We start from the raw sequence: 25,887 nt of genomic DNA, 5'->3' as shown, positions 1-25,887 counted from the left end.
ACGACAGATCGGTTATTTAGGGGCAATTTTAGGCAAAATACCGCCAATTCGGCTCGTTTCGTGGTAAATGGCGCACAGCAGATGCGCCGTTGCATCATTTTTGTCTTTCTTTGACAGAAAACTGAAATGTTATTGGACAGGGTCAATTTGGATGTTCACACACGTGGAAAATATCTAAACTGACGGGGTTTTCATGTCGATTTTGGTTCAGTGCAACCGCTCATGTCTCGGTCTTCTGATTGGCGCATTCTTCGTGCTGTCAGCCTTGATTTTGACACCTCCTGTTCAGGCGCAGGGTGTCGCCTTCAAACAAGCGGTGGCGGAGGCATCTGCGCGGGACAAGGACATTTCGGCCTTTTACAAATCCAACGGTTACGAAGGCATCTGGACGGGCAATGGACGTGACCGCAATCGGCGCAGCGCCCTGATAGACGCGCTGAAATCCGCAGAGGACCACGGGCTGCCGGCGGCGCGCTATGACGTGGCCGGGCTTCAGGCAAAAATGAAAGCTGCACGCAGTCCGCGCGACATCGGATTGGTTGAGGTCGAAATCAGCCGTGTTTTCCTGCAATACGCCCGCGACATTCAGACAGGCGTGCTGATCCCCGGCCGCGTTGACAAAGCCATTGTGCGCAAGGTGCCGTATCGGGATCGCACGTCCTACCTGGTGAATTTTGTCAAATCATCGCCCAAAGGGTTTTTTCGCGCGCTGGCCCCGACGACTTCTGAGTATGCTGGATTGATGAAAGAAAAACTGCGCCTGGAACGATTGCTCGCGCAGGGCGGCTGGGGTCAGACGGTGCCCTCCAAGACCCTGAAACCGGGCGCTTCAGGCGCTGCTGTGGTTGCATTGCGCGACCGTCTGATGCGCATGGGTTACATGAAGCGCAATGCCGGGCAGGCGTATGATGCCAAAATGACTGCTGCAATACAGGAGTTCCAACGCAGCCACGGCCTGGCGCAAGACGGTGTTGCCGGTCCCGGAACGATGGCTGAAATCAATACGTCCGTGCAGACCCGGCTACAGTCGGTGATCGTTGCCATGGAGCGCGAACGCTGGCTCAATCAAGAACGCGGGCGGCGCCATGTCGAGGTGAACCTCACGGATTTCTCCGCCAAGATCATCGACAATGGCAAGGTGACCTTTGAAACACGTTCCGTGATTGGTCACAGAGAGGCAGCGCGCCAATCTCCGGAATTCTCTGATGTGATGGAGTTCATGGTCATCAATCCAAGCTGGTATGTGCCGCGTTCCATTGTGACCAAGGAATACCTGCCGGAATTGCAAAAGGACCCGAATGCCGTAAACCATATTGAGATCACCGACCGTCAGGGTCGCCGAATTGACCGTGGCGCGGTCGATTTCACCCAATTCACGGCACGGTCATTTCCCTTTGCCATGCGCCAGCCACCCAGCCGTGGCAATGCATTGGGTCTGGTGAAATTCATGTTCCCCAACCCACACAATATCTATTTGCATGACACACCGGCCAAAAACCTCTTTTCGCGCGAGACCCGTGCCTACAGTCACGGATGCATCCGCCTGGCGGATCCCTTTGACTTTGCCTATGCGCTGTTGGCCAAGCAGACAAATGATCCGCAAGGGTTGTTTCAGGCCAAATTGGCAACCGGCAAAGAGCAGCAGGTAAACCTCGAGAGCCCGGTACCTGTGCATATTATTTACCGCACAGCTTTTGTGGATGGGAAAGGACGCACCGAATTCCGTCGCGACATCTATGGGCGTGATGCCAGAATTTGGGATGCACTGTCCAAAGCAGGGGTGGCATTGCGCGCTGTTCAGGGTTAAATCGAACCGTGAATAGCATGAGGGCAAATCGCCATGGCGGAGACGAGTTACAGCGTCGCGGAGATTGCAGCATCCCTTGAGGCGGATGCCTTTGGTGACGTGTCACTCCGCATTGCGCGGGCGTCCGAGCCGAAAGACGCCGGATCTGATGATCTCGCCATCGCCACAAGCAAGACCTATGCCGAAGCTTTGAGCGCGGGTGATGCACAGGCTGCATTGCTATGGCAAGGCGCGGATTGGCAAGCGCTTGGCCTCAAGGCGGCGATTGTCCCCAGAAGACCCCGATACGCTATGTCAGGGCTGACGCGCCTGCTGGATCAAGGGCAGGGGTATCAAGCCGGCGTTCATCCCAGCGCCATCATTGATCCCACAGCTGAACTGGGCGAGGGCGTCAGTGTCGCGCCATTTTCAGTGATATCGGCGGGGGCCCGCATCGGCGCAGGCAGCATCATTGGCCCACAGTGTTTTATTGGTTGGAACGCGACACTTGGACAAAACACCTATCTGCGCGAGGCCGTGTCCATTGGCGCGCGTGTGAGCATAGGAGATGGGTTCATAGCACAACCCGGCGCGCGCATTGGCGGCGACGGCTTTTCATTTGCGACACCTGATACATCCGGGGTGGAAGCCGCGCGCGCCAGCCTTGGCGATCAACAGGACGCTCAGGCGCAATCCTGGCGGCGCATTCATTCTTTGGGGGCGGTGACCATAGGTGATGATGTCGAAGTGGGTGCAAACGCGACAATTGACTACGGGACCATCCGGGACACGAAAGTGGGGGATCGTACGAAAATTGATAATCTCGTCCAGATTGGACACAATTGTATTGTCGGCAATGATTGCCTGATTTGCGGACAGGTCGGCATCGCCGGGTCAGTGCGTGTTGGCAACAACGTGGTCCTGGGCGGGCAGGTTGGTGTCAGCGACAATATCTTCATTGGCGACGGTGTGATTGCAGGCGGTGCCAGCAAGATTTTCTCCAACGTCCCGGCAGGTCGGACAATTCTTGGTTCACCCGCAACAAAGATGGAAACACAGATGGAATCCTATAAGGCGATGCGGCGTTTGCCACGTCTGATGCGGGATGTAGCTGCCTTGAAGCAGGCGGTGTTCAAATCGGGTTCGGATGACTGAATTGCGCGAGCGTATTGAGGGGCAGGGCGGATGAGCATCAAAGACAGGGTCATTTCCATCATCGCGGAACAAGCCCTCCTTGAACCTTCTGATGTAGCTTTGGACCACACGTTGGAGGATCTGGGAATCGACAGCATGGGGTTGGTGGAAAGTATCTTTTCCATTGAGGAGGCCTTCGATATCTCCGTGCCTTTCAATGCGAATGCACCAACGGAGTCCGATTTTGATGTTTCCACCGTGGCCTCGATTATCGCCGGAATAGAACGTCTGAAAGACGAACAGAGTTGAAGAGCAGATGAAACGCGTGGTGATCACTGGCGCCGGCACCATCAACGCCCTTGGGCATGATGTGGTCGAAACCATGGCATCCATGCAAGCAGGTGTATGCGGGATTGGACCGCTGGCCTTGCGCGATGTCGAACGCCTGTCGATCCAGATTGGTGGGCAGGTCCGCGGGTTTGAAGCTGAAGGCCGCTATAACCGCCAACAGATGTCGCTATATGATCGCTTCACCCAGTTCACACTTGCCGCCGCGAAGGAAGCGATCGATCAATCCGGTCTGGTCTTCAGCGGTGAATTGGCAGCGAAATCTGGCGTCGTGCTAGGCACGGCGGGGGGCGGTGTCAGCACGTGGGATGATAACTACCGGTCGGTTTATGAGGACGGCAAAAACCGCGTTCATCCTTTTGTAGTGCCAAAGTTGATGAATAATGCAGCCGCCTCCCACGTCAGCATGGAACACAATCTCAAGGGGCCTTCCTTCACTGTGTCGACCGCCTGCGCGTCCTCCAACCACGCGATGGCGCAGGCTTTCAGCATGGTCCGTTCGGGCATGGCCCCGGCCATGGTGACGGGGGGATCGGAGTCCATGTTGTGCTTTGGCGGCGTCAAAGCATGGGAAGGATTGCGCGTCATGTCGCGCGATGCCTGTCGTCCGTTTTCGGCAAACCGCAATGGCATGGTGCAAGGCGAAGGCGCAGGCGTATTTGTCTTTGAGGAGTTTGAACACGCACGGGCGCGCGGTGCGGATATCCTGTGCGAAGTGGCTGGGTTTGCCATGTCTTCGGACGCCAGCGACATCGTTATGCCGTCAAAAAATGGCGCTGCGCGCGCGATGTCCGGGGCCTTGGCGGATGGTGGGATCAACCGGGAAGACGTAGGCTACATCAACGCCCATGGCACGGGTACGGCGGCCAATGACAAAACCGAATGCGCAGCTGTGGCAGATGTTTTTGGTCCACATGCCGACAGCCTGATGATCAGCTCGACCAAATCGATGCACGGGCATTTGATCGGGGGCACCGGCGCGGTAGAACTGTTGGCCTGTATCATGGCGTTACGCGACGGCATCATCGCGCCAACCATAGGGTATGAGGAACCAGACCCGGAATGCGCGTTGGATGTTGTGCCCAATACCGCCCGTGATGCAAAGATCAAAGTGGCAATTTCAAATGCCTTCGCTTTTGGGGGCATGAATGCTGTGCTGGCCTTACGACGGGTATAGACCAGCCGTCAGCATGTCACGCGTCCATCACTGCTCAATGATCGAGACCACATTGAAACTGGCCGTGAACCCGCTCAGAGACAAGGCGACATTAACCCGCTGATCGGGGGCCACAATCGGCACAATCGTCAACAGAGCCTGGTTGCCTTGTTTCAGTTGATTGACGTCGTCTTCCGTCAAGCCGATCCGAGCGTAACAGCCGACCTGATTGCAAAAAGCAAACGGGTAGCGTTTTGCCGGTTGGTCATCAATCTTCATGGTCAACTGAGATGCCAAGGACGTTTCAAGCGGCACGACAACGGTTGCCCCGGCCTGAGCCTGCCCTCCTTCGGGCAGCTTGAACAGCGTGAATTCCGATATGGGAGAGCCCTGTTCATCTGCCAGAAGCTGATACATCTGACAAGGATCCTCGCCATCTTCGGTTTTGATGCAACGCATGTCCCAATCGCCAAATTTTTCTTTGATATAGGTTTCACCCACCTTCGGTGTCACTTCACCGAGGCTTAATTCATCTGCAATTGTGGAACTGTCCGAGGATGTATCCGACTGTGCCACCGCCAGGCTTGTCAGCAGCGCCATCGGTGCAGCCATGGCCAAAACACGGGCGGAAAAGGAATAGGATTTGGGCATGATCGCTCCGTTTTCGTTGCTTTGGAGCGGTGTAACATGATGATCCGGAGGTGTCAGGTCTGATGGGTCAAAATCACGCGCCATTGGATCATTTTTTTGTGGGCAGAGGGCCAAATAAGAAAAGGGATGCGCGATGCATCCCTTCCCAAATCGTTTCTCCCCGTCGGACTGACCGACTTATTGCGCGAACGTTACGAAACGTCACAGATGCAGTCAACTGCAATCTCCGAAATTTCCATAAATGATTACCGACATCCTGCTGTTCACTCAAAAAAAGGGCCGTACCGCTAAACGGCACGGCCAGTCTGACAGGGAGGATACCCGGACCAGGAGGGACATAACCACCAGCCCGAGCACTTTCACTATGGCCCTCAAAGGTTAAAAACGTATGCTCAAATTCAGAAAACGTGGACGAGGGAGATCCGGGCATGACATCAGATATCTTAATTGGCGGCGGCGGGCCTTCTTATGGAACGCAACAGCATTTGAGCATTGGGTACGCCAATCGGCACGGATTGATTGCCGGGGCCACAGGAACGGGGAAAACCGTGACGCTGCAAATCTTGGCGGAAGGGTTCTCAAAAGCAGGGGTGCCTGTGTTCCTGTCCGACGTTAAAGGGGACCTCTCTGGTCTCGCCAAACCGGGATCGGAGACGCACAAACTGCATGCGCCGTTTATGGAGCGGGCAGATACCATTGGCTTTTCCGATTTCGCCTATGAGGCTTTTCCGGTCACGTTCTGGGATATTTTCGGGGATCAGGGGCATCCTGTACGCACCACGGTGTCCGAAATGGGTCCACTTTTGTTGGCGCGCCTACTGGAATTGACCGACGCGCAGGAGGGCATCCTGAACATCGCCTTTCGCCTGGCAGATGAGGATGGTTTACCTCTGCTGGATCTCAAGGATTTGCAATCGCTGCTGGTCTGGATCGGTGAGCATGCCAAAGAGTTGTCCCTGCGCTATGGCAACATTTCAAGCGCGTCTATTGGGGCGATTCAACGTCGCCTGCTGGTCTTGGAAAATCAGGGGGGGACCGGATTGTTTGGCGAACCCGCGCTGGCATTGTCGGACCTGATGCGCGTGAATGCGGCGGGGCAGGGTGAAATCAACATTCTGGCCGCAGACAAGCTGATGAACGCGCCCGGGCTATATGCGACCTTCCTGTTGTGGCTTTTGTCCGAACTCTTTGAGGAACTGCCAGAAGTGGGCGATCCGGACAAACCCAAACTGGTGTTCTTTTTCGATGAGGCGCATCTGTTGTTTGATGATGCCCCCAAAGCGCTGGTGGACAAGGTGGAACAGGTTGCGCGCCTGATCCGTTCCAAAGGGGTGGGGGTCTATTTCATCTCGCAAAACCCGGCAGATGTGCCCGATGACATTCTGGGGCAGTTGGGTAATCGTATTCAACATGCCTTGCGTGCTTTCACCGCCAAAGATCGAAAAGAACTGCGCATGGCTGCGGAAACCTACCGCGAAAACCCCGCGTTTGATACCGAAGAGGCCATTCGCGAAGTCGGCGTTGGTGAGGCCGTAACTTCTATGCTGCAACGCAAAGGTGTACCGGGGATCGTGGAACGTACATTGATCCGTCCGCCGTCCTCGCAATTGGGACCTGTCACCAAAGCGGAGCGCGCAGCCTTCATGGCAGCCTCGGATATGGCGGGGAAATATGATGACTTGGTCGATCGCAGCTCAGCTTATGAAATCCTAAAACAGCGTGCGGATGAAGCCGCCAAGGAAGCGGCCGCCGCAGAAGAAGAGGCAGAAGAAGGCGCGCCACAATTGCGTGAATTCAATGCCGCGCGCCGGTTCACGGGCGAGCGTGTGGCGCGTTCCACATCGCGGCGCAGCAAAACACGACAGACACAAAGCATCGGGGGGGCCATGGCGTCCGCGGTCATCAAGGAGTTGCAGGGCACGACCGGTCGTCGCCTGGTGCGTGGTATTTTGGGTGGATTGTTCAAGGGCCGTTGAAACCGACGAGGCTGTTTATTTCTCCGGGATCAAGCCGCGCGGACTGAACCGCAACACCAAGAGAAGCAAAACGCCAATCGTCAAAAGCCGCATATGTGCTGCAGATTCGATCAGATGCGCCTTGACCGCACTGCCATCCGGCAGGCCAGCCGTGATCCACTCCATGACCCAAAGGCCAATGGATTCTCCCTGATCCCACATCAGGTAAATCAGCATGCCGCCCAATACAGCGCCCAGATTGTTGCCCGACCCACCGACAATCACCATCACCCAAATGAGGAAGGTAAAACGCAGCGGCTGGTAGGTGCCTGGCGTCAGTTGACCATCCAACGTGGTCAACATGGCCCCGGCAATGCCGCAGATTGCAGAGCCAAGGATAAAGACCTGCAAATGCCGCGCGGTGACGTCCTTGCCCATGGCCTCAGCCGCCACCTCATTGTCGCGGATGGCCCGCATCATGCGGCCCCACGGGCTGTTCAACGCGCGCTGCGCCATCCAGAGCAACAACACCAGCACAAAGGCAAAAAGCCCGCAGTAGAGAAGTTTCACGTAAATTGTGGAGGCGGTGACCACATCCACACCAAACCCGGCGGCGCGATCCACAAATTGCGGATTGTTTTGCAAGTGGATTTCATAAGGGACAGGGCGCGGCACGCCCACCACGTTTTTCACGCCGCGCGACAGCCAGTCTTCGTTCTTGAGGATCGCGATGATGATCTCGGCGATCCCGAGGGTGGCAATTGCCAGATAGTCCGAGCGCAGGCCAAGCGCCGTCTTGCCAATGATCCATGCGGCACCGGCAGCCAGTAAACCACCGACGGGCCAGGCAATGAGCATTACCCAGCCATTGCCGGGGTCTCGGTAAGTTTCAACCGTATAGGGGTTCAGCCCCCCAAGGTAACCCGTCAGGGCGGGGTTGATGCTCTCAATGGCCTCAACAGAGGGATCAAACACCGCGCGATAGAGCATGAAGCCAAGGACCAGAATGGCAATTACAACCACTGCGCGCAGCACGCCGCGCGCCATGCGTTTTGATACAAGAATGGCCCCGACAATGGTGACCGCCCCCATCAGCAGCGCGCCGATGATGCCAAAGCCTCCAGCCTGCCAGGCACCCGGTGTCGCGGGCATGCCGATGAGCACGGCAGCGAGCCCGCCCAAGGCGACAAATCCCATGATCCCGACATTGAACAACCCGGCAAATCCCCATTGCAGGTTCACCCCCAACGCCATGATCGCCGAGATCAACCCCATGTTCAGCACGAAAAGCGCAGCGTTCCACCCCTGAAACATCGCAATCAGGGGGATCATCGCAAAGACTGCGGCAAAGAGGATCACGTTTTTCATTGCAGGGTTCATACCGACTTCCCCTGAAACAATCCGGTGGGTTTGACCAGCAACACAATGAGCAGGATCACAAAGCTCACCGCGAGTTTATAGTCCGTCGACATCAGTTGAATGAGTGTATCCGGGGCCATGCTCTCAGGCAGCAGATAGGTGGCGACCTTTTTCCAGGCATAGGTCACCGTAACTTCGGAAAACGCGATCACGAACCCACCCGCGATGGCCCCCAGCGGATTACCAAGCCCGCCGACAATGGCGCTGGCAAAGATCGGCAGAAGCAATTGAAAATAGGTGAACGGCTTGAAGGATTTATCAAGCCCGTACAAAACACCCGCAATCGTCGCGAGCCCTGCCACGATCAACCACGTGATCATCACAACACGCTCGGGGTTGATGCCAGACAGCAGCGCAAGATCCTCATTGTCGGAATAGGCGCGCATGCTTTTCCCCGTACGCGTGCGGTTCAGGAACCAGAACAGGATGCTGACCACGATCACTGCCGTCACAATGGTGATCCCTTGCGTGGTCTTGAACGCCAGCCCTTCCTGCAAACCGGTCATTTCCTTGAAAGTGCGCGCAGAGATGATGAACCGCTCGCCGTCCAGAAAACGTTGATCATCAGGCCCAATGATGAACCGTACGAGGCCGTTTAGAATAAACGTCACCCCCAGCGAGACGATGACAAAAATCACCGGTTTCGCTTTTTGCGCCCGGTAAAAGCGATAGACCACGCGGTCCGTGACCAACACCAATGCCATGCAGCCCAGAATACCAAAGGGCAGCGCGAGCAGGGCGGTCGGCAGGGGGCCCAGAGAAATCCCCCAGCTTTGAAACATCCATGTGATGAGCACGGTGATCATTGCGCCAAAGGCCATGGTGTCCCCATGGGCAAAATTGGAAAACCGCAGGATGCCATAGATCAGGGTTACCCCCAGAGCGCCAAGCGCAAGTTGCGATCCATAAGCCATCGCGGGGATGATCACGAAATTGGACAGCGCCACAATGGCGTTGAGAAGATCCATCAGGACGGGTCCTTGCAAGGTCCGGAAAACAATTCGACATAGGTCTGGTCCGCCAATTTCACGTGGAGGGTGATGTCGACACGACCGGAAGGGTAAATATTCATCACGCCGCTGGTGTTTTCATTGCTGAACAACCACGAACTCTGGCCCTTCTCCGACTTGATTTCGTCGAGGCGAAAGCCGCGGATTTTTTGCGGATCACTCGGGATAGCGTCCGGACCCTGATGCGTGCCTGCGATCTCGATCCACGGCGTTCCGCTGGTCGTGTAGGTCCTGAGGTCAGCATCCGTGAGTTTGCGTGCATCATTGGGCATGATCCGCTCAAGCTGGCACTTCATGAAAGGGACATCGGCGAGCACGGGGCACGCAAGAAGCACGGATGCGAGCGCTGCATTCGGAAGCGTTACGATGGCGTTAATAATATTCATTACAACTCCTGATCCATCGGTCCCACGGTACAACTCCCGAAAGTCATCTGTCCGCCTGCTGGAGATCCCTCATATTGTAAAGAATACGCCGCTCCGCCCGAATGAAAAAGCGTCAACAGGCCGGTGGACCCTTGGTCAAGCTGAAACAGAAAGCTGCGCGCCCGGCTGCGTGGGCGACCTTTGTCCTTGAAGACAATGGCATCTTGTTTTTGATCTCCGAGATCTTGAGTTGCGGTGCCGTCCTCGGGCAGGTACGTCAATAATGTCTCACGCTGCACCTCAATGCAGGCTTTGCCTTGTTTGCACCAGGTATCCATCAAGCATTTTATCCGCCAAGCTTTGTGATCCCCCCACCCACTGGCGTTTTGAGCGTATCCGCCTTCCGAAGAAAAGAAGACTATGAATCCAACGAGAGATAACACGCGCACGCTCACCCTCCTAAAAACGATTTGCGCACTTCGGGATCGGCCAGCAATTCCTGGCCCGTGCCCGTAAAGGCGTTGCGTCCCTGCACCAACACATACCCTTTGTGGGCAATTTCCAGCGCCTGGCGGGCGTTCTGTTCCACCATCAGAATGGGGATCCCGGTGCGCGCAACCTCGATGATGCGGTCAAAAAGTTCATCCATCACGATGGGGGAGACACCGGCAGTCGGCTCATCCAGCATCAGGACTTTTGGTTTTGTCATCAGCGCGCGGCCCACGGCAACCTGTTGGCGCTGTCCACCGGAAAGTTCACCCGCTGCCTGATTGCGTTTATCGCGCAGTATCGGGAAGAGATCGTAAATCTGTTCCATTGTCGGGCGGATGTCATCGGTGCGGATGAAAGCACCCATCTCCAGGTTTTCCTCGACGGTCATCGAGGTGAAAATATTGGAGGTTTGAGGGACAAACCCCATGCCTTTGCCAACGCGGTCTTGGGGGGAGAGTTGCGTGATGTCCTCGCCATCGAGCTTCACATGACCCTCGCGCAGGTTCAGCATCCCAAACACGGCCTTCATGCCGGTCGATTTACCCGCACCATTCGGCCCGACAATCACCGCGATCTCTCCGCGATCCACAGCGATGGTGCAATCATGCAGGATGTCTGGACCCGCGCCGTAACCGCCCGTCATGTTTTCGCCGATCAGAAACGGCCCACCTGCGGCAGGATAAGCCTTACCGCCTTGCTTCACCGGGGTCGTGGTGCCCATACCTTTGGCGTTACCCAATGACAGATCCTTGTTGCCGCGGTCGCTGTAAGGATCCGAACTCATAGATGTTCCAGTCTGAAACGGTTCAGCCACTGTTCTAATCCAAATCTATTAAGTTCAGAAATGCTGCACGAAAGGCGCGATGATCCTCTGAATAGTCATCGGCCCCAATCCGGTAGCTTTGAAGCTGCAGCAATCGCGCTTCCTCGAGAACAATAGTGTTCGCAAACACCAACGGTGTCCCTTCAAATACGACGGCGTATACAATGGTTTGGGCGCCTCTACCATCGATCTCGCTCGGGGTGTCGCTCAGGATTGGCAGTTCTTCAGGTCTAATTCCAGATGGGCTTGCCGCCATGTTTATTGTGAAGGCTTTCACAGCTTTTTGGGTCAGCCCTTGGGCGGTTACGATGTCTTCAGCGATGAATTGGACAAAATCCGTATCGGTCTTTCTAAACTGAGCTGTGATATCGGGGCGTGGTGCAGGGGTTCTTTGCCAGATCGGACTTTGACCGCAAAACGCCAAAGCCTTTTGGAGCGTTATGCAACGTGAATTATTCGGGTTAGCGAATTTCCAGGTCCCATCCGAGAACAATGTAACCGTGCGGCCTTCCACGGCGCTTGTCCCGACAACAGATTGTGCCAGTGCCGGGGCAGAAATGAATAAGGCGGCTGCGCAAATCAAAAATGAATGGCGGACTTGTGCCATCATGAAACGATCTTCTCTTTATTCTTCAATCCTGTGCCGAGATAGGCTTCGATCACGTGTTCGTTGGCTTTGATCTCATCAAGCGTGCCCTGTGCCAGCACGCGCCCTTCCGCCATGCAGATCACCGGATCACAGAGGCGTCCGATGAAATCCATGTCGTGTTCAATCACCACAAAAGTATATCCGCGCTCTTTGTTGAGCCTAATGATCGCATCGCCAATGGTATTCAGAAGCGTGCGGTTCACGCCTGCACCGACCTCATCCAGAAAAACGATCTTGGCATCCACCATCATGGTGCGTCCAAGTTCGAGCAGCTTTTTCTGACCGCCTGAAATCTGCCCCGCCCGGTGATCCGACAGATGCTCCACAGTCAGAAATTCCAGCACCTCATCTGCCTTCGCGCGCAGAGCGCGTTCCTCATCCGCGATGCGTTTGCGGCCAAACCATGTGTTCCAAAGCGTTTCCCCCGATTGCGCACCGGGCACCATCATCAGGTTTTCGCGACACGTCATGGAGGAAAATTCATGGGCAATCTGAAAGGTGCGCAGCAGCCCTTTGTGAAACAACTCATGTGGGGGCAGGCCGGTGATATCCTCGCCCGCCATGGAAACCTTGCCGGATGTTGGGTGAAGAACGCCTGCGATCACATTGAAAAGAGTTGTCTTTCCGGCACCGTTGGGGCCAATCAAGCCGGTGATCGACCCTTGCGCGATTTCCAGCGTCGCCCCGTCAACGGCGTGGAAACCGCCGAAGTGTTTGTGAACATCGTCTACGACGATCATATGTTTTCCCCGTCAGCGCATCTTTTTGGCGCACTCTCATTGGAATCGCCCGAAACATCAAATGCCTCGGGCGATTCAGTCTCAAATGATCGGTTTATTTGAACCCGATGGTCGCGTTCTTGCCGTCCTGCACTTCGATCATGCGATAGGTGCCTGCGGATTCACCGGGACCAATCAGTTCAACCGCTGAAGCGCCGACGTAGTCCACGTCACCGCCATCGCGGATGATGTCGAGTGCTTTGCCCAATTCGCCGGGATAGATTTTTTCGCCCGGTGCATTGGCCACATCGAGGATGTGCTTGCCGTAATCCGCCGGATCCGTGCTGTCCGCAGCTTGCATCGCCAGCATGAACAATGCAGCGGCGTCATAGCTTTCGGGTGTATAAGGCGAGGTGGCGTCATAAGCGTCACCAGCCATGGCCGTCAGCTTTTCAATACCTTCACCGCCTGAACCGGCGATCTGACCATAAGAGCCATTCAGTGCCGAGCCAACGTTTGCCGGGAGGCTGTCGCCAATCATGCCACCGGGCAGACCGAATGTATCAAACGCACCTGTGTCCAGTGCGGCGTTGATGATACCGAGGCCGCCTTGATCCAGATAGCCCGCAACCACGAGCAGATCCCCACCGGCGGAGGCCAAAGCACCCATTTCGGCAGAATAGTCGGCTTTGCCATCTTCATGAGCAGCTACGATGGTAACTTCGCCGCCAATCTCCTTGAAATTGCTTTCAATCGCGTCGGCCAGACCCTTGCCATAGTCATTGTTGGTATAGGTCAGTGCGATGGATTTGACGCCGCGCTCTTGCAGGATCTCCGCCATGACCTGACCTTCGCGTGCATCTGAGGGGGCCGTGCGGAAGAACAGATCGTTGTCCTCAACCGTGCTTAGGCCGGGCGATGTGGCGGAGGGTGAAATCATTACCATACCGTTTGGAATGGCAACGTTTTGCAGGATCGCACCTGTAACGCCCGAGCAATCACCGCCGATCAGTCCATTGATACCTTCTGCGATCATACGTTCGCCGTTAGATGTGGACAGGCCGTTGTCGATGCAGCCCGTATCGGCACGGATCGCGGTAACTTTCGCCGCATCCAGCAGCTTGCCGCTTTCGGTGACTTCGTTCATCGCCATTTCGGCACCTGCGGCCATCGGACCGGTCAGTGATTCAATCGGACCGGTAAAGCCAAACAGAATGCCGAGTTTTACTTCTTTTGCGTGTCCACCTGCCAGAGCAGATGTCGCCATCAGTGCAGCAGCCGTTGAGGCCAAAAGCATCTTTTTCATTGGTTTCTCCCATATTGGAACTGGACGTTCGCCGCGCAGGTTAGGCCTCCTGTGCTTAAAAGAAAAGCGCTTTTCCATGGCCTCACAATATGGCGATCCCGCCTTGAGAAAAAGGGCTACAACCCTAAGTTTCTGTTTAGCAAAAGCAACAAAAGGGTGCATCCTATGAAAGCGCGTGATGTGTGGAAATACTTGAGTGTTCTGACGCTCGTTGGCGCGGCCCCTCAGCTTCTTGCACAAGATCAAATTGCGGCAACAATCACGCCAGTGATCACCGGGCTGGATACGCCATGGGGGCTGGCTTTGTTGCCGAAAGGGGGCGCTTTGATTACCGAACGGGACGGGGATTTGTTGTCCGTGTCCAATGGTCAAAGCCGCAAAGTTGCCGGTGTGCCAAAAGTCGTGGCAAAGGGGCAGGGCGGATTGCTGGACATCACACCTGCGCGTGATTTCGCCCGCACACGCGACGTGTTCTTGACCTATTCCAAGCCGGTCAAGGGTGGGGCTGCAACCGCACTGGCTGTTGCGCGTCTTTCCAATGATGCAAATCGCCTCGAAAACCTGCGGGATATCTTTCAAATGTCGACGGGCACATCTGGTGGGCGGCATTTTGGCAGCCGGGTGGTGGAGGCGCGAGACGGGACCTTGTTTCTAACCATCGGGGATCGGGGCGACCGGCCATCTGCACAGGATGTCGGCCGCCACAATGGTTCGATTATCCGCATCAATCGTGATGGGTCTGTGCCCGGCGATAATCCGTTTGTGGGGCGGGCAGATTTCCTGCCTGAAATTTGGTCTTTCGGACATCGTAATCCCCAAGGGGCGAATTTGGACGCTCAAGGGCGGCTTTGGACGTCCGAGCACGGCGCAAGAGGCGGAGATGAGGTGAATCTGATCAAAAAGGGCGCAAATTTTGGCTGGCCGATCATTTCTTATGGACGCCATTACTCCGGTGGTAAAATTGGTGAGGGCAGCGCAAAACCCGGATTGGAACAGCCTGCCTACTACTGGGATCCTTCAATGGCACCGTCCGGTCTGATTGTCTATCAAGGGGATATGTTCCCAAACTGGCGCGGGGATATGTTCGTTGGCTCGTTAAAATTTGACTATATCTCGCGTCTGGAAATCACCGGGCAATCCGCACGTGAGGTCCAGAAAATCGAAACCGATGAAACCGAACGCGTGCGCGATCTTGTCGAGGCGCCCGATGGCAGCATTTGGTTCATTTCCGCGGGAAGCGGCACAGTTTACCGCATCGCCAAACCAGGAACCTAGATGGACAGGCGGCTCGCGTGACTGCCCCGTTCGCGGTAGGGCGTCGTGTCATAATGCGACCGATAGCATTTCGAGAAATGGCTCGGTGAGGCAAAACCACAGGCCAGCGCCACATTGATCACACTCATATCCGTTTGCATCAACAGATTGCGCGCCTTTTGCAACCGCAGTTCCATATAGTATCGCTTGGGTGAGCGGTTGAGATACCGGCGAAACAGCCGTTCCAGCTGGCGCGTGCTCATACCCACATTCTTGGCCAATATCGACGGGCTGATCGGCTCTTCGATGTTGCCTTCCATCATCTGAATAACCTTGCTGAGCTTGGGATGACGCACACCAATACGCGTCGGCACGCTGAGGCGTTGTGTGTCCTGGTCGGTTCGGATTGAGGCATAGATCAATTGATCCGCCACCATATTGGCCAAATCTTCACCCTGATCATCTGCAATCAGTTTCAGCATCAAGTCAATTGAGGATGTTCCCCCGGCCGTGGTCATACGATTGCCATCCACAACAAACACAGATTTGGTCAGTTCGACTTCCTGGAACTCCTCAGAGAAGCTATCCTGATTTTCCCAGTGGATCGTTGCGCGCTTGCCATCCAGCAAACCGGCCTTGGCAAGCGTGTACCCGGCAGTGCACAACCCACCAACCAACAGGCCTTTGCGCGCTTCCCGACGCAACCAACCCAGCAATCTTTTGGTCGTGGCATCTTGAATATTGATCCCGCCGCAGATCATTACGGTGTCATCGCGCGTCAGATCTTCAAGATCGCCATCCAGTTTGAAGCCGCTGCCCGTAGAGCAATGGATAATATCTCCGCCTTCGCCGACGATACGCCAGTCATAGATTTTCTTGCCGGCCATACGATTGGCGATGCGCAGGCTTTCAATGGCGGCGGAAAAGCTGAGCAGGGTGAAATCGTCGAGCAAGACAAAAACAAAGCGTTTTGGCTTGTCTTCTGGCGGATCGATCCGCGTGGCTGAACGTTGCTGGGACATTGCCGTTTCTTGTTTATGCCTTGGCGACCTCGAATCTGCGCGCAGACTGGCCTGATAAACCACTTGGTCATGCTGCGTTTGTGACGTCAAGAGTACGAATTCCTGCTTGATAGCTCACTTTGAAATCCGTTTCCCAAAACGACCGCATGTGTCCGGGATTTCTTCTGACACATCTGCGATCATCATGTGCCGAAGGAGCCCTCAGAGGTTTATGGAAAAACTCGTCTCGGTTGGGTGCGTGGCCCTTGAAGACCGAAGCGCTTTGGCAGTGTTGTTTTGGCTTTGGTGCAATCCGGCAGAATGTGTGATGCCTTGAACTTTCCGGCCGGCTTTATGGGCCAAAGATTTACAGGGGTGTGGATGGGTCGCCCTTCAAGGCTTTGTGGCAGATCCGCGCGTGAGTTTTTGCAGTAATTGCCCTCTCGCTGGGGTCCCGACGCGATGCAATCTGTTTGTGGCGATCTGCGCTTGGCAATCTTCAGCAACGCAAGTTGGACCCGGATCACTAAAGTGTTTCTGCTTTGTGTGAGGGTGATATGCCATATTGGAAAAGCATCAGCCGCTTACGGGTGACAAAAACTATTGATCCCGGTTGGTCGCTGTGTCGCGATCCGAGTCGGACGTATGCGCTGTATATCAATCAGACGCGTCTTTCCTCGCTGGGTTGCTGGTGTTTTCATCCCGTCTCATCGTCTTACATGCCGGATGCGATTTCCCGTTAACGCACCAGCGTGGAATAGCGAAACAGCGATCGTTACCCTCCAAATTCCGGAGCATTGGCGCGTCCGCTCGTTCCTTTTCGCGACCCATTGCGGCCCACGTGCATGACCAAGCGACATGCTCCTGTTACTCGGCATTAATACGGCCCCTTCGCGGAGGCAATCAAGGCGGGGACATTGCAACCGAGTAATCAGCACAGCAAAAAGACGTACTTTGGTAAAGACAAGCAGTGTTTCTATAACAATGGAGATGTCTTTACGGCCATCTGGAGGCCATTGTAGGACGTGGTGTGGATTCCAGCGCCTTGCACGGGCGTCCAATTGAGAGACCCATTACATGGAAAAGGGTGCCGCGTTGTTTACGAGTCGTTGCGCCAAGTCGAAAAAGAAGGCTGAATCGAGAATAATCTTCCGCCGAGCGACAGACACTTACGAAGATGACTCCCGGATAATTTGTGATATGGTCACTCGCCGCAGGCTTTTGTATAGAAGGCCGTGAGTTAAGAGGGCGCGCCTTTTTGCGCGCACAACCCGGAGTGAGAACGATGAGTGAATGGACAAAATCAAGCTGGCGCACGAAACCGCGGATCCAGATGCCGGAGTATCCCGATCAAGCTGCACTTGAGGCGGTTGAGGCACAGCTCGCGCGCTTTCCATTGCTTGTCTTTGCGGGTGAAGCACGCCGCTTGAAAAAGCACTTGGGTGCTGCGGGTCGGGGCGAGGCGTTTTTGTTGCAGGGTGGTGATTGCGCAGAGAGCTTTGATCAATTCAGTTCCGATGCGATCCGCGACACCTTCAAAATCATGCTGCAAATGGCGATCGTGTTGACCCATGGTGCCAAGGTTCCGGTCATCAAAGTTGGCCGCATGGCAGGTCAGTTTGCCAAACCGCGCTCGGCCGACACGGAAACCGTGGATGGGGTGGAATTGCCCAGCTACCGGGGTGATATCATCAACGAGTTGGATTTCACGTCCAAAGCCCGCATTCCTGATCCGGAAAAGATGTTGCGTGCTTACACGCAGGCCGCTGCGACCCTGAACTTGATCCGGGCGTTTTCAACGGGTGGCTACGCGGACGTAAACCAGGTGCATGCTTGGACGCTTGGCTTCACCGAGGCCGAAAAGGTCGAACGTTACCGCGAGATTGCCAATCGTATTTCCGACACGCTGGATTTCATGACTGCTGCCGGTGTCACGGCTGAGACCGCGCATACGCTGCAGTCGGTTGAATTCTACACCAGCCACGAGTCGCTTCTGCTGGAATACGAGGAGGCACTGACCCGCGTGGACAGCACCACCGGCAAATGGCTGGCTGGATCCGGTCACATGATCTGGATCGGGGACCGCACGCGCCAGCCCGATGGGGCGCATGTGGAATTCGCCAGCGGCGTGCAAAACCCAATCGGCATGAAGGCGGGTCCATCAATGACCTCTGAAGACCTGAAGGTGTTGATGGCCAAGCTGAACCCGGAAAACGAAGAAGGTCGGCTGACCTTGATTGCACGTTTTGGGGCGGGATCGGTTGGCGAACACCTGCCGCGCCTCATTAAAACCGTGCGCGAAGAAGGCGCAAACGTGACTTGGGTTTGTGATGCGATGCATGGCAATACGATCAAGTCTTCGACCGGATATAAAACCCGTCCGTTTGAGTCCGTGCTCCGCGAGGTGCGTGAATTCTTCGCTGTTCACGCGGCTGAAGGCACCGTACCGGGGGGTGTGCATTTTGAGATGACCGGGCAAGACGTAACCGAATGCACCGGTGGTGTACGGGCCGTCAGCGACGAAGACCTGTCAGATCGCTACCACACTGCTTGCGACCCGCGCCTGAATGCCAGCCAATCCTTGGAACTGGCCTTTCTTGTTGCGGATGAACTGTCTGATCGCCGCGCTACGCACCAGACTCAGGCGGTTAGCTAAAACCTTTAGGGACAAAGAGTTTCCTCAAAGCCCGCAGTCGAAAACTGCGGGCTTTTTTGATCGTGATACGATGATGCTGCTTTCGCGGACCTGAAGACGCCAGATCGGTACCCTGAGAGCGAAAAATGACATAGCTGAAGGGGCCATTTGAGCAATCCATTGTGGATGCTGTGAAATCCATGGACCGTCTTCAAGTGGTAAAAATACCCGGACTGCGCAGCACGGTATCATATCCTGCCTATCCTGATCAAAAGCAGTTCGACTTGCACCTGAATCGATTTCAAGGTCACCTCTTGCTTCGCTCAAACGCGACATGTGATGTAGATGGCCTTAACCAAGGGTCGAAACGCGACAGATGCACATTTGATATTGCTATGGGTGCGGTCTGGCTCACTCCGATCAGACCCGCAGGAAACACATTTCTTCAAGCACGTAAAAGAGATTAAAGGTGTTTACGGACAGCAGGGGTCCGCGTCGCATTGTCTGAAACAAAATAAAACCGCCCGTACATTCTGTACGAACGGTCTTCCTGATCAAAGGAATTTGGTACTAAAATCTCTTTAGTCGTCAGATTTGACGAGCCGGAGATAAGGCGCGTCCTGACGCGGTGTCTCGCTTTTGAAAGGCGTTTTGGCTTCCTGAAAACCCGGCACTCTCGTGGGTGTTTTTGCTGTAACAGATGGCGCCTTGGCCGCGGTAATAGGCAGCGAGCTATCCGCAATAATCGGGCGAAGAGCGGTGCGTATGACATCAAATCGACGCGGGCTGCGACCCATGTCACCGACCGAGACCAAGGCACCCAGGACGCGGCTCACATCGCCCAGATCACTCTTCAGCGGCATTAAAACCATGCGCGCTTCAAGGGCGGGCATGCCCGGACCCTGTTCGGAACGCAATTGAATTGAACAGGTCGCAGGGGTTTCGAACACCTCTTCGAGAGTGTCGCTCAACTGGCGGCGTGATCCCGGCGTGATGAAGGACGTCAGAGGCATACCGCGTACTTCCATCCCCATCAGATCGCTCAAATGGCTGCCGGCGATGCGCAAACGTGCAATCCCCGGTGCGATGCGCTCTACAATGAAAGAGAACTCCAACGCCTGTTCGATCCCGCGTGGATCGATCTCCGCACGGTTGGGCATCAAGCGCCCGCCACGCAAGGCTTCCCAATAGGCCTCAAGTTGGGCCAATGGCGCGAAGCCGTTATGAGAAACATTTTGCGTCATAGAAAATACATTGTGCGAGTTTTTACCGCCGTTGTCCATTGCCGCCCCCTATACTGAAACGCCGCTTTCGCGTCCATTTCGTTTTACCCACCCGTGCCGCTGTTGATCTCATGTCGCAGCACCAAACTGGTTACTGAAACTTTAATACCAACAATTTTCTACAAACGGTATGATTTCTTTAGATTTGGTTAACCGCGTTTCCGCAACCTTTCAGGTGGCAGTAAACTGCCGAGGGGTTGCCCTGTGAGGCAAATTCGCCATAAGGCTCGTCATCATAAGCCAAAGGATATCCGGATGATCCGATCGATGACTGGTTTTGCCTCCGCGACCGGCAACCTATCCCCACACTCCTGGACATGGGAACTGCGTGCGGTCAACGGCAAGGGGCTTGATCTGCGACTGAGGGTCCCGGATTGGATCGACGGGCTTGAAATCGGGTTGCGCAAAAAACTGGGTGCTGCGGTGGCACGGGGGAATGTGACGTTGTCGCTTCGTCTGGCACGCGATGATGCTTCAGGCGCCTTGCAGATTAACGCAGCACAGCTCACGGCAGTTTTGGATGCCATGGCTGTGATTGAATCCCGCGCGATGGATGCAGGCATCTCGCTGGCGCCTTCAAAGTCTTCTGACATTGTTGCGCTGCGCGGTGTATTGGAGCAAAGCAGCAGTGAGGACGATGCCGCCCCTCTGGCCTCGGCACTGTTGGCCGAAGCGCAGACGTTAATCGCCGATTTCAACGCCATGCGCGACAGCGAAGGGGCCGCGTTGCAAACTGTTTTGCTCGAGCAGCTGGATCAGATCGCCCAGCTCACAGCCGACTCTGCGCAACTGACAAATGCGCGCGCCGCTGCCATGAGTGCGACATTGCAACGAAATCTGGCAAAAGTTGTCGATAATACGGACGGGTTGGACCCGGACCGTGTGGCCCAAGAGCTTGCATTGATCGCCGTTAAATCGGATGTCACAGAAGAAATCGACCGGTTGAGCGCGCATGTTGACGCTGCTCGGGAATTGCTGGGGCAGGGTGGTCCCGTTGGACGCAAGCTTGATTTTCTGATGCAAGAGTTCAATCGCGAAGCAAATACGCTTTGCGCCAAGGCGCAAAACACCGATCTCACGCGCTGTGGTCTTGCGCTCAAGGCAGTGATCGATCAGATGCGTGAACAAGTACAGAATGTGGAGTAAAGCATGACCGCGACACGCCGTGGCCTTTTGATCATTCTCAGTTCACCTTCCGGTGCCGGAAAATCAACTCTGGCGCGACGGTTGCGCGATTGGGATCCGGAGATCGAGTTTTCCATTTCCGCCACCACTCGGCAAGCGCGCCCCGGTGAAGAAGACGGGCGCGAATACTATTTCGTCGACCACGCCAGTTTCAAGTCGCAGGTGGCGGAGGAAGGGATGCTGGAGCATGCGCATGTTTTCGGCAATTTCTACGGCTCGCCGCGCGCACCGGTCCAAAAGGCGATTGCTTCAGGGCGTGACGTTCTTTTTGATATTGACTGGCAGGGCGCGCAGCAGATCACCAATTCGGCGCTGGGGGCGCATACCCTGTCCATCTTCTTGTTGCCGCCCTCCATTGTCGAACTGCGCAACCGTCTTGAAAAGCGCGGGCAGGATGATGCGGCCACCATCGCGCGCCGCATGGAGAAAAGCTGGGATGAGATCAGCCATTGGGGTGCTTATGATTTTGTCTTGGTGAATGACGATCTGGACGCCACAGAAGCGCAGTTGAAAACCATCATATCCGCGACACGTTTGCGTCGTAGTCAGGTGCCGGGGCTGACGGATCATGTGCGGGCTTTGCAATCAGAATTTGAGGATTTGCCATGACACTATACGCGCTGGGTGCAAAAGCGCCGGAATTGCACGAAGATACCTGGGTCGCACCAGATGCCAATCTGGTTGGACAAGTCGTGCTGGAAGAGGGCGCGTCGGTCTGGTTCGGCACCACCATCCGCGCCGATCATGAAGAGATCCGGATTGGCAAAGGCTCCAACGTTCAGGAAAACTGTGTCTTTCACATCGATGCGGGCTATCCGCTGAGCATCGGCCAGAATTGCACGATCGGTCACAAAGTCATGCTGCACGGCTGCACCATTGGCAACAATAGCCTGATCGGCATGGGAGCCACGGTGCTGAATGGCGCAAAGATCGGCAACAATTGCCTGATCGGGGCAGGGGCGCTGATCACGGAGAACAAGGTGGTCCCGGATGGCAGCCTTGTGATGGGTGTACCGGGCAAAGTTGTGCGCGAATTGGATGCGCAGGCCATTCATGGGCTGACGCAAAGCGCTGTGCATTATCAGGAAAACATGCGTCGCTTCCGAGATGAATTGCGGGTCGTAAAGGGTTAATATGAAAAACGAAAAAGGGTCACTGGTGCGCCCGGATGCTTTGCCCGAAAGCGCCAGCCGGCCAGTTGTAACACCGCTCAGCCCTTCGGTGGTCTATGCCTCGGACACGCCCGACATGCTCGATCAGCAATATGAAGGCGCGTTGCACGGCTACACCTACTCCCGCGAAGGTCACCCCAACGCAGACGTGGTTGCCAAACGGTTGGACCGGTTGGAAAACGCTCCGCACAGCGGTGTTGTAACCTCTTCAGGCATGGCCGCGGTCAGTGCCGTTCTGTTGGGTCTAACCAAAGCAGGGGATCACGTCATCGGCGGCAATCAGCTATATGGTCGCTCGCTGCGCATGATGAGCGAAGACCTTCCGCGTCTTGGAATTGCGACCAGTATGGTCGATCCCGGCGACATTGATGCGATGCGCGCGGCCATGCGCCCGGAAACCCGCATGATCCTGATCGAAGCCGTGTCCAATCCAACCTTGCAGGTTGCGGATGTGGCGGGTCTGGCCGCGCTGGCCAAGGAAACCGGCGTTTTGTTGGTGATCGACAATACATTCACCACGCCGCGCGCATTTCAACCCTTTGAGCAGGGTGCGGATATCGTCATTCATTCCATCACCAAATTGCTCGCCGGGCATTCTGATGTGATGCTGGGGTATGTCGCGGCCCGCGACGCTGATCTGAATACCCGGCTAAGGGTGTTTACGGTCACTGCGGGCATGTCTCCCAGTCCCTTTGACTGTTGGCTGGCGGAACGGGGCATGCTCTCTTTTGAGTTGCGCTTTGAGCGCGCGCAAGCCACAGCGGCTCGACTGGCGGATCATCTGGCGGCGTTGCCGGGGGTGCGACGCGTGATCTATCCCGGGCGCAGCGACCACCCGGACCACAATAGGGCAAAAGCGCTTCTGAATGGCCAGTTCTGCAATATGGTCAGCTTTGAACTGGACGGTGCGCGCGCGGCGGCCAATGCGTTTACGCGCGCGGCGGATGGTCTGAGCTTTGCGCCAACCCTTGGCGACGTAGGTACCACGCTATCCCATCCAGCGTCTTCCTCTCATCGTGCGTTGAGTGCTGAGCGACGCGGTGAGCTCGGCATGTCAGAAGGCTTCTTTCGGGTCTCCGTCGGGTTGGAGGACCCGGATGCCCTTTGCGCTGTTTTCACACAGGCTGTGGCTGCGGCAGTGGACACCTAAGCGGGAGCACGCCATGACGGAGCCTCTGGACGATGTTTTGGCCGCCATACCGCTGCCGGCGCTCGCAATTGATGGCTCTGAGCGAATCGTGGCCGCCAATGAGGAGGCGCGCGGGCTGATCGGGCAGGGGATCGAAGGGCGCAATTACGTGATAATGCTGCGCCAGCCCGCTCTGCTCGAGATCATTGAACAAGTCTTGCGCGACAGCCGACCCCGATCATCGCAATATCTTGCCAGTGACGGCGTGCAAGACAGCATCTATCAGGTTTCCGCCCGGGTCGTCCCCGCGCAGAAAGTGGTCCTAGTGTGCTTTCTTGATGTAACGCATCTTGAACAGGCGGGGCAGATGCGGCGGGATTTCGTCGCCAACGTCAGCCATGAACTGCGGACACCGCTAACCGCCTTGATGGGTTTCATCGAAACGCTGCGCGGCCCGGCAAAAAACGATGCCGTTGCGCGCGACAGATTTCTAGACATTATGGAAGGCGAAGCCGGGCGCATGAACAGATTGGTTGGTGATCTTCTGTCACTGAGCCGGGTGGAAAGCGAAGGCCGTGTGCGTCCGCGCGATATCGTAAACCTGACTGATATTCTGAAATCAGTCCTGCGCACCCTTAAACCACTGGCATTGGCCTCGGATGTGACCTTGGCGTTCGATTTTCCACAAACGCCAATTGAAGTAACCGGCGACGCGGATCAATTGATGCAGGTTTTTACGAACCTGATTGAAAACGCAATCAAATACGGTGCATCAGGGGGGCGCGTCAGCCTAAGCATGGAACGGGTTGAACGCGATCCCGGCCTTCGGGCATCTGGCGTCTGTATTCATGTCATCGATGATGGACCCGGAATTGACGCGGTGCACCTGCCGCGCCTGACGGAGCGGTTTTATCGTGCTGACAATCACCGCAGCCGCGCCTTGGGCGGCACGGGTCTGGGGCTGGCGATTGTGAAACACATCATCAATCGTCACCGTGGCAGGCTGCGCGTCGAAAGCGAGTTGGGGCAAGGATCACAGTTCACGGTCGTATTGCCGCTGGATGCATCGCCAGCGGTGCTTGATTCCACGGCCTAAGGCATATCACACGCGCGTCTCGGACAAGAGTTTCCTAATGCAGAGGCTAAATTAAACACGTGAAAACAGGTAGTTACTATTTTCACGGCGACTCTGCTTGATGCTGTCATAAAACTGTTACTCCCTTGTCACAAAAGAGTTGTCACAGGCCCTTAGGCACAGGCCAAGATTGCCATGGGGGTGATCAGATTCGAAATGAAAATGACAGGAGACACCATGTCGTTCGTAAAACTCACCACTTCGGCGATGGCAATTGCCGCCATGTCCGCGTCCGCTGCTGTCGCGCGGGATCAGGTTCAAGTTGCCGGTTCGTCAACCGTGCTGCCCTATGCTTCCATCGTTGCCGAGGCTTTTGGCGAAAACTTTGAATTCCCAACACCTGTCGTAGAGTCCGGCGGTTCCTCTGCGGGCCTCAAGCGGTTTTGTCAGGGTGTTGGAACCCAGCATACAGACATCGCGAATGCGTCCCGCGCCATCCGCGAAAAAGAAATCGCGGCCTGCGCGGAAAACGGTGTGACAGATATCATCGAAGTGCGCATTGGGTATGATGGCATCGTCTTCGCCAGCCAGATCGACGGCCCGTCCTACACAGCGTTCACCGAAGCGGATATTTTCAACGCTCTGGCACCCAAAGTAGTGGTGGACGGAGCCTTGGTGGATAATCCCTACACCAAATGGTCCGATTTCAACCCGGACCTGCCCGCGGAAGATATTCTCGCGTTTATCCCCGGCACCAAGCACGGGACGCGCGAAGTGTTTGAAGAAAAAGTTGTGGCACATGGCTGTGAAGTCACCGGTGCCATGGAAGCGATGATCGCGGGCGGCATGTCCGAGGGTGACGCAGAAGACGCCTGCCTTGCGGTGCGCTCGGACGGCGTTTCGGTTGATATCGACGGCGATTACACCGAAACTCTGGCATCCATTGATGCCAATGCAAACGCCATCGGCGTTTTCGGTCTGGCGTTTTACGAGAACAATACCGACAAGCTGAAAGTGGCGACCATGTCAGACGTTGAACCGACAACAGAAACAATCTCGTCGGGTGATTACCCGGTGTCGCGTCCGCTGTTTTTCTATATCAAGAAAGCGCACATCGGCGTCATCCCGGGATTGAAGGAATTTGCCGAGTTCTTCGTCTCTGATGAGATTGCGGGCCCGGACGGTCCATTGGCCTCTTATGGCCTTGTGTCTGATCCTGAGCTTGCGGCGACGCAGACCAGCGTTTCAGGTGAACAGGTCATGGGTGGCGGCAGCTAATCCTATTCCCTTTCGGAAATAATGACCATGAAATGAGCAGTGCCGCGCGCGCTGCTCATACC

Annotated in this window: 24 protein-coding genes; 13 read left to right on the top strand and 11 right to left on the bottom strand. The window is 55.7% G+C overall.

Annotation, left to right across the window (positions count from 1 at the left end; all coding sequences use genetic code 11):
- Positions 1-193: 193 nt before the first annotated feature.
- The 4 genes from R8G34_00940 to R8G34_00925 are packed head-to-tail and all read left to right on the top strand — an operon-like array spanning position 194 to position 4,445.
- Positions 194-1,807, top strand: coding sequence for a L,D-transpeptidase family protein (locus R8G34_00940; GenBank protein MDW3221448.1), 1,614 nt, complete (start codon positions 194-196; stop codon positions 1,805-1,807).
- A gap of 33 nt (positions 1,808-1,840) precedes the next feature.
- Positions 1,841-2,941 (top strand): UDP-3-O-(3-hydroxymyristoyl)glucosamine N-acyltransferase, encoded by a 1,101-nt coding sequence (locus tag R8G34_00935; GenBank protein MDW3221447.1) that lies wholly within the window; start codon positions 1,841-1,843, stop codon positions 2,939-2,941.
- Positions 2,942-2,971: 30 nt separating this feature from the next.
- Complete coding sequence (locus tag R8G34_00930; protein MDW3221446.1) at positions 2,972-3,229, top strand: phosphopantetheine-binding protein; 258 nt, start codon at positions 2,972-2,974, stop codon at positions 3,227-3,229.
- Between the two features lie 7 nt (positions 3,230-3,236).
- Positions 3,237-4,445 carry a beta-ketoacyl-[acyl-carrier-protein] synthase family protein gene (locus tag R8G34_00925; protein MDW3221445.1) on the top strand — a complete coding sequence of 403 codons (1,209 nt, stop codon included), beginning with the start codon at positions 3,237-3,239 and terminating at the stop codon, positions 4,443-4,445.
- 27 nt (positions 4,446-4,472) lie between these two features.
- Here the strand turns inward: R8G34_00925 and R8G34_00920 are convergent, their stop codons facing one another.
- A complete protein-coding gene (locus R8G34_00920; protein MDW3221444.1) occupies positions 4,473-5,159 on the bottom strand; it encodes an invasion associated locus B family protein in 687 nt (228 codons plus the stop codon).
- A gap of 344 nt (positions 5,160-5,503) precedes the next feature.
- Between R8G34_00920 and R8G34_00915 the strand changes: the two genes are divergently transcribed.
- Positions 5,504-7,051 (top strand): helicase HerA-like domain-containing protein, encoded by a 1,548-nt coding sequence (locus R8G34_00915; GenBank protein ID MDW3221443.1) that lies wholly within the window; start codon positions 5,504-5,506, stop codon positions 7,049-7,051.
- 15 nt (positions 7,052-7,066) lie between these two features.
- Here R8G34_00915 and R8G34_00910 read toward each other — a convergent pair whose 3' ends face one another.
- From R8G34_00910 to R8G34_00875, 8 genes are all read right to left on the bottom strand, one after another.
- Positions 7,067-8,410 carry a branched-chain amino acid ABC transporter permease gene (locus R8G34_00910; GenBank protein ID MDW3221442.1) on the bottom strand — a complete coding sequence of 448 codons (1,344 nt, stop codon included), beginning with the start codon at positions 8,408-8,410 and terminating at the stop codon, positions 7,067-7,069.
- Positions 8,407-9,417: a branched-chain amino acid ABC transporter permease gene (locus R8G34_00905; GenBank protein MDW3221441.1), complete on the bottom strand. Its 1,011-nt coding sequence runs from the start codon at positions 9,415-9,417 to the stop codon at positions 8,407-8,409. The genes R8G34_00910 and R8G34_00905 overlap by 4 nt, the downstream gene beginning before the upstream one ends.
- Positions 9,417-9,845 (bottom strand): hypothetical protein, encoded by a 429-nt coding sequence (locus tag R8G34_00900; GenBank protein ID MDW3221440.1) that lies wholly within the window; start codon positions 9,843-9,845, stop codon positions 9,417-9,419. The genes R8G34_00905 and R8G34_00900 overlap by 1 nt, the downstream gene beginning before the upstream one ends.
- On the bottom strand, positions 9,845-10,162 hold the full coding sequence (locus R8G34_00895) for a hypothetical protein (protein ID MDW3221439.1): 318 nt from the start codon (positions 10,160-10,162) through the stop codon (positions 9,845-9,847). Before R8G34_00895 ends, R8G34_00900 begins: the two co-directional genes overlap by 1 nt.
- Before the next feature lie 113 nt (positions 10,163-10,275).
- Positions 10,276-11,100, bottom strand: a complete 825-nt coding sequence (locus R8G34_00890; protein ID MDW3221438.1) for an ABC transporter ATP-binding protein — start codon at positions 11,098-11,100, stop codon at positions 10,276-10,278.
- Between the two features lie 34 nt (positions 11,101-11,134).
- Positions 11,135-11,749 carry a hypothetical protein gene (locus tag R8G34_00885; GenBank protein MDW3221437.1) on the bottom strand — a complete coding sequence of 205 codons (615 nt, stop codon included), beginning with the start codon at positions 11,747-11,749 and terminating at the stop codon, positions 11,135-11,137.
- Complete coding sequence (locus R8G34_00880) at positions 11,746-12,528, bottom strand: ABC transporter ATP-binding protein (GenBank protein MDW3221436.1); 783 nt, start codon at positions 12,526-12,528, stop codon at positions 11,746-11,748. Before R8G34_00880 ends, R8G34_00885 begins: the two co-directional genes overlap by 4 nt.
- 94 nt (positions 12,529-12,622) lie before the next feature.
- Positions 12,623-13,813, bottom strand: coding sequence for an ABC transporter substrate-binding protein (locus R8G34_00875; protein MDW3221435.1), 1,191 nt, complete (start codon positions 13,811-13,813; stop codon positions 12,623-12,625).
- A gap of 165 nt (positions 13,814-13,978) precedes the next feature.
- On the opposite strand from R8G34_00875, the gene R8G34_00870 reads away from it, so the two are divergent.
- Positions 13,979-15,088, top strand: a complete 1,110-nt coding sequence (locus tag R8G34_00870; protein MDW3221434.1) for a PQQ-dependent sugar dehydrogenase — start codon at positions 13,979-13,981, stop codon at positions 15,086-15,088.
- Here the strand turns inward: R8G34_00870 and R8G34_00865 are convergent.
- Positions 15,085-16,089 (bottom strand): GlxA family transcriptional regulator, encoded by a 1,005-nt coding sequence (locus tag R8G34_00865; GenBank protein ID MDW3221433.1) that lies wholly within the window; start codon positions 16,087-16,089, stop codon positions 15,085-15,087. The genes R8G34_00870 and R8G34_00865 overlap by 4 nt on opposite strands.
- A 1,264-nt stretch (positions 16,090-17,353) precedes the next feature.
- Here R8G34_00865 and R8G34_00860 point away from each other — a divergent pair.
- On the top strand, positions 17,354-18,724 hold the full coding sequence (locus tag R8G34_00860; GenBank protein MDW3221432.1) for a 3-deoxy-7-phosphoheptulonate synthase class II: 1,371 nt from the start codon (positions 17,354-17,356) through the stop codon (positions 18,722-18,724).
- 560 nt (positions 18,725-19,284) lie between these two features.
- Here the strand turns inward: R8G34_00860 and R8G34_00855 are convergent.
- Positions 19,285-19,947 carry a PAS domain-containing protein gene (locus tag R8G34_00855; protein MDW3221431.1) on the bottom strand — a complete coding sequence of 221 codons (663 nt, stop codon included), beginning with the start codon at positions 19,945-19,947 and terminating at the stop codon, positions 19,285-19,287.
- A 294-nt stretch (positions 19,948-20,241) separates the two neighbouring features.
- On the opposite strand from R8G34_00855, the gene R8G34_00850 reads away from it, so the two are divergent.
- The 6 genes from R8G34_00850 (at position 20,242) to R8G34_00825 (ending at position 25,825) form a co-directional block, all read left to right on the top strand.
- Positions 20,242-21,132: a YicC/YloC family endoribonuclease gene (locus tag R8G34_00850; GenBank protein ID MDW3221430.1), complete on the top strand. Its 891-nt coding sequence runs from the start codon at positions 20,242-20,244 to the stop codon at positions 21,130-21,132.
- Positions 21,133-21,135: 3 nt separating this feature from the next.
- Entirely contained in the window at positions 21,136-21,780 is a 645-nt protein-coding gene (gmk, locus tag R8G34_00845; protein MDW3221429.1) for a guanylate kinase, read from the top strand.
- Positions 21,777-22,304 (top strand): gamma carbonic anhydrase family protein, encoded by a 528-nt coding sequence (locus tag R8G34_00840; protein MDW3221428.1) that lies wholly within the window; start codon positions 21,777-21,779, stop codon positions 22,302-22,304. The genes gmk and R8G34_00840 overlap by 4 nt, the downstream gene beginning before the upstream one ends.
- Before the next feature lies 1 nt (position 22,305).
- Positions 22,306-23,493 carry an aminotransferase class I/II-fold pyridoxal phosphate-dependent enzyme gene (locus R8G34_00835; GenBank protein ID MDW3221427.1) on the top strand — a complete coding sequence of 396 codons (1,188 nt, stop codon included), beginning with the start codon at positions 22,306-22,308 and terminating at the stop codon, positions 23,491-23,493.
- A 13-nt stretch (positions 23,494-23,506) separates the two neighbouring features.
- Positions 23,507-24,568: an ATP-binding protein gene (locus tag R8G34_00830; protein MDW3221426.1), complete on the top strand. Its 1,062-nt coding sequence runs from the start codon at positions 23,507-23,509 to the stop codon at positions 24,566-24,568.
- A gap of 216 nt (positions 24,569-24,784) precedes the next feature.
- On the top strand, positions 24,785-25,825 hold the full coding sequence (locus tag R8G34_00825) for a substrate-binding domain-containing protein (protein MDW3221425.1): 1,041 nt from the start codon (positions 24,785-24,787) through the stop codon (positions 25,823-25,825).
- The last annotated feature ends 62 nt before the right edge of the window (positions 25,826-25,887 follow it).

It is taken from the genome of Paracoccaceae bacterium, assembly GCA_033344815.1.
In the GTDB taxonomy this organism is placed as follows: Bacteria; Pseudomonadota; Alphaproteobacteria; order Rhodobacterales; family Rhodobacteraceae; genus Roseobacter.
Note: the sequence above shows the minus strand (reverse complement) of the source record. Positions and strands in the feature narration are given on the sequence as shown.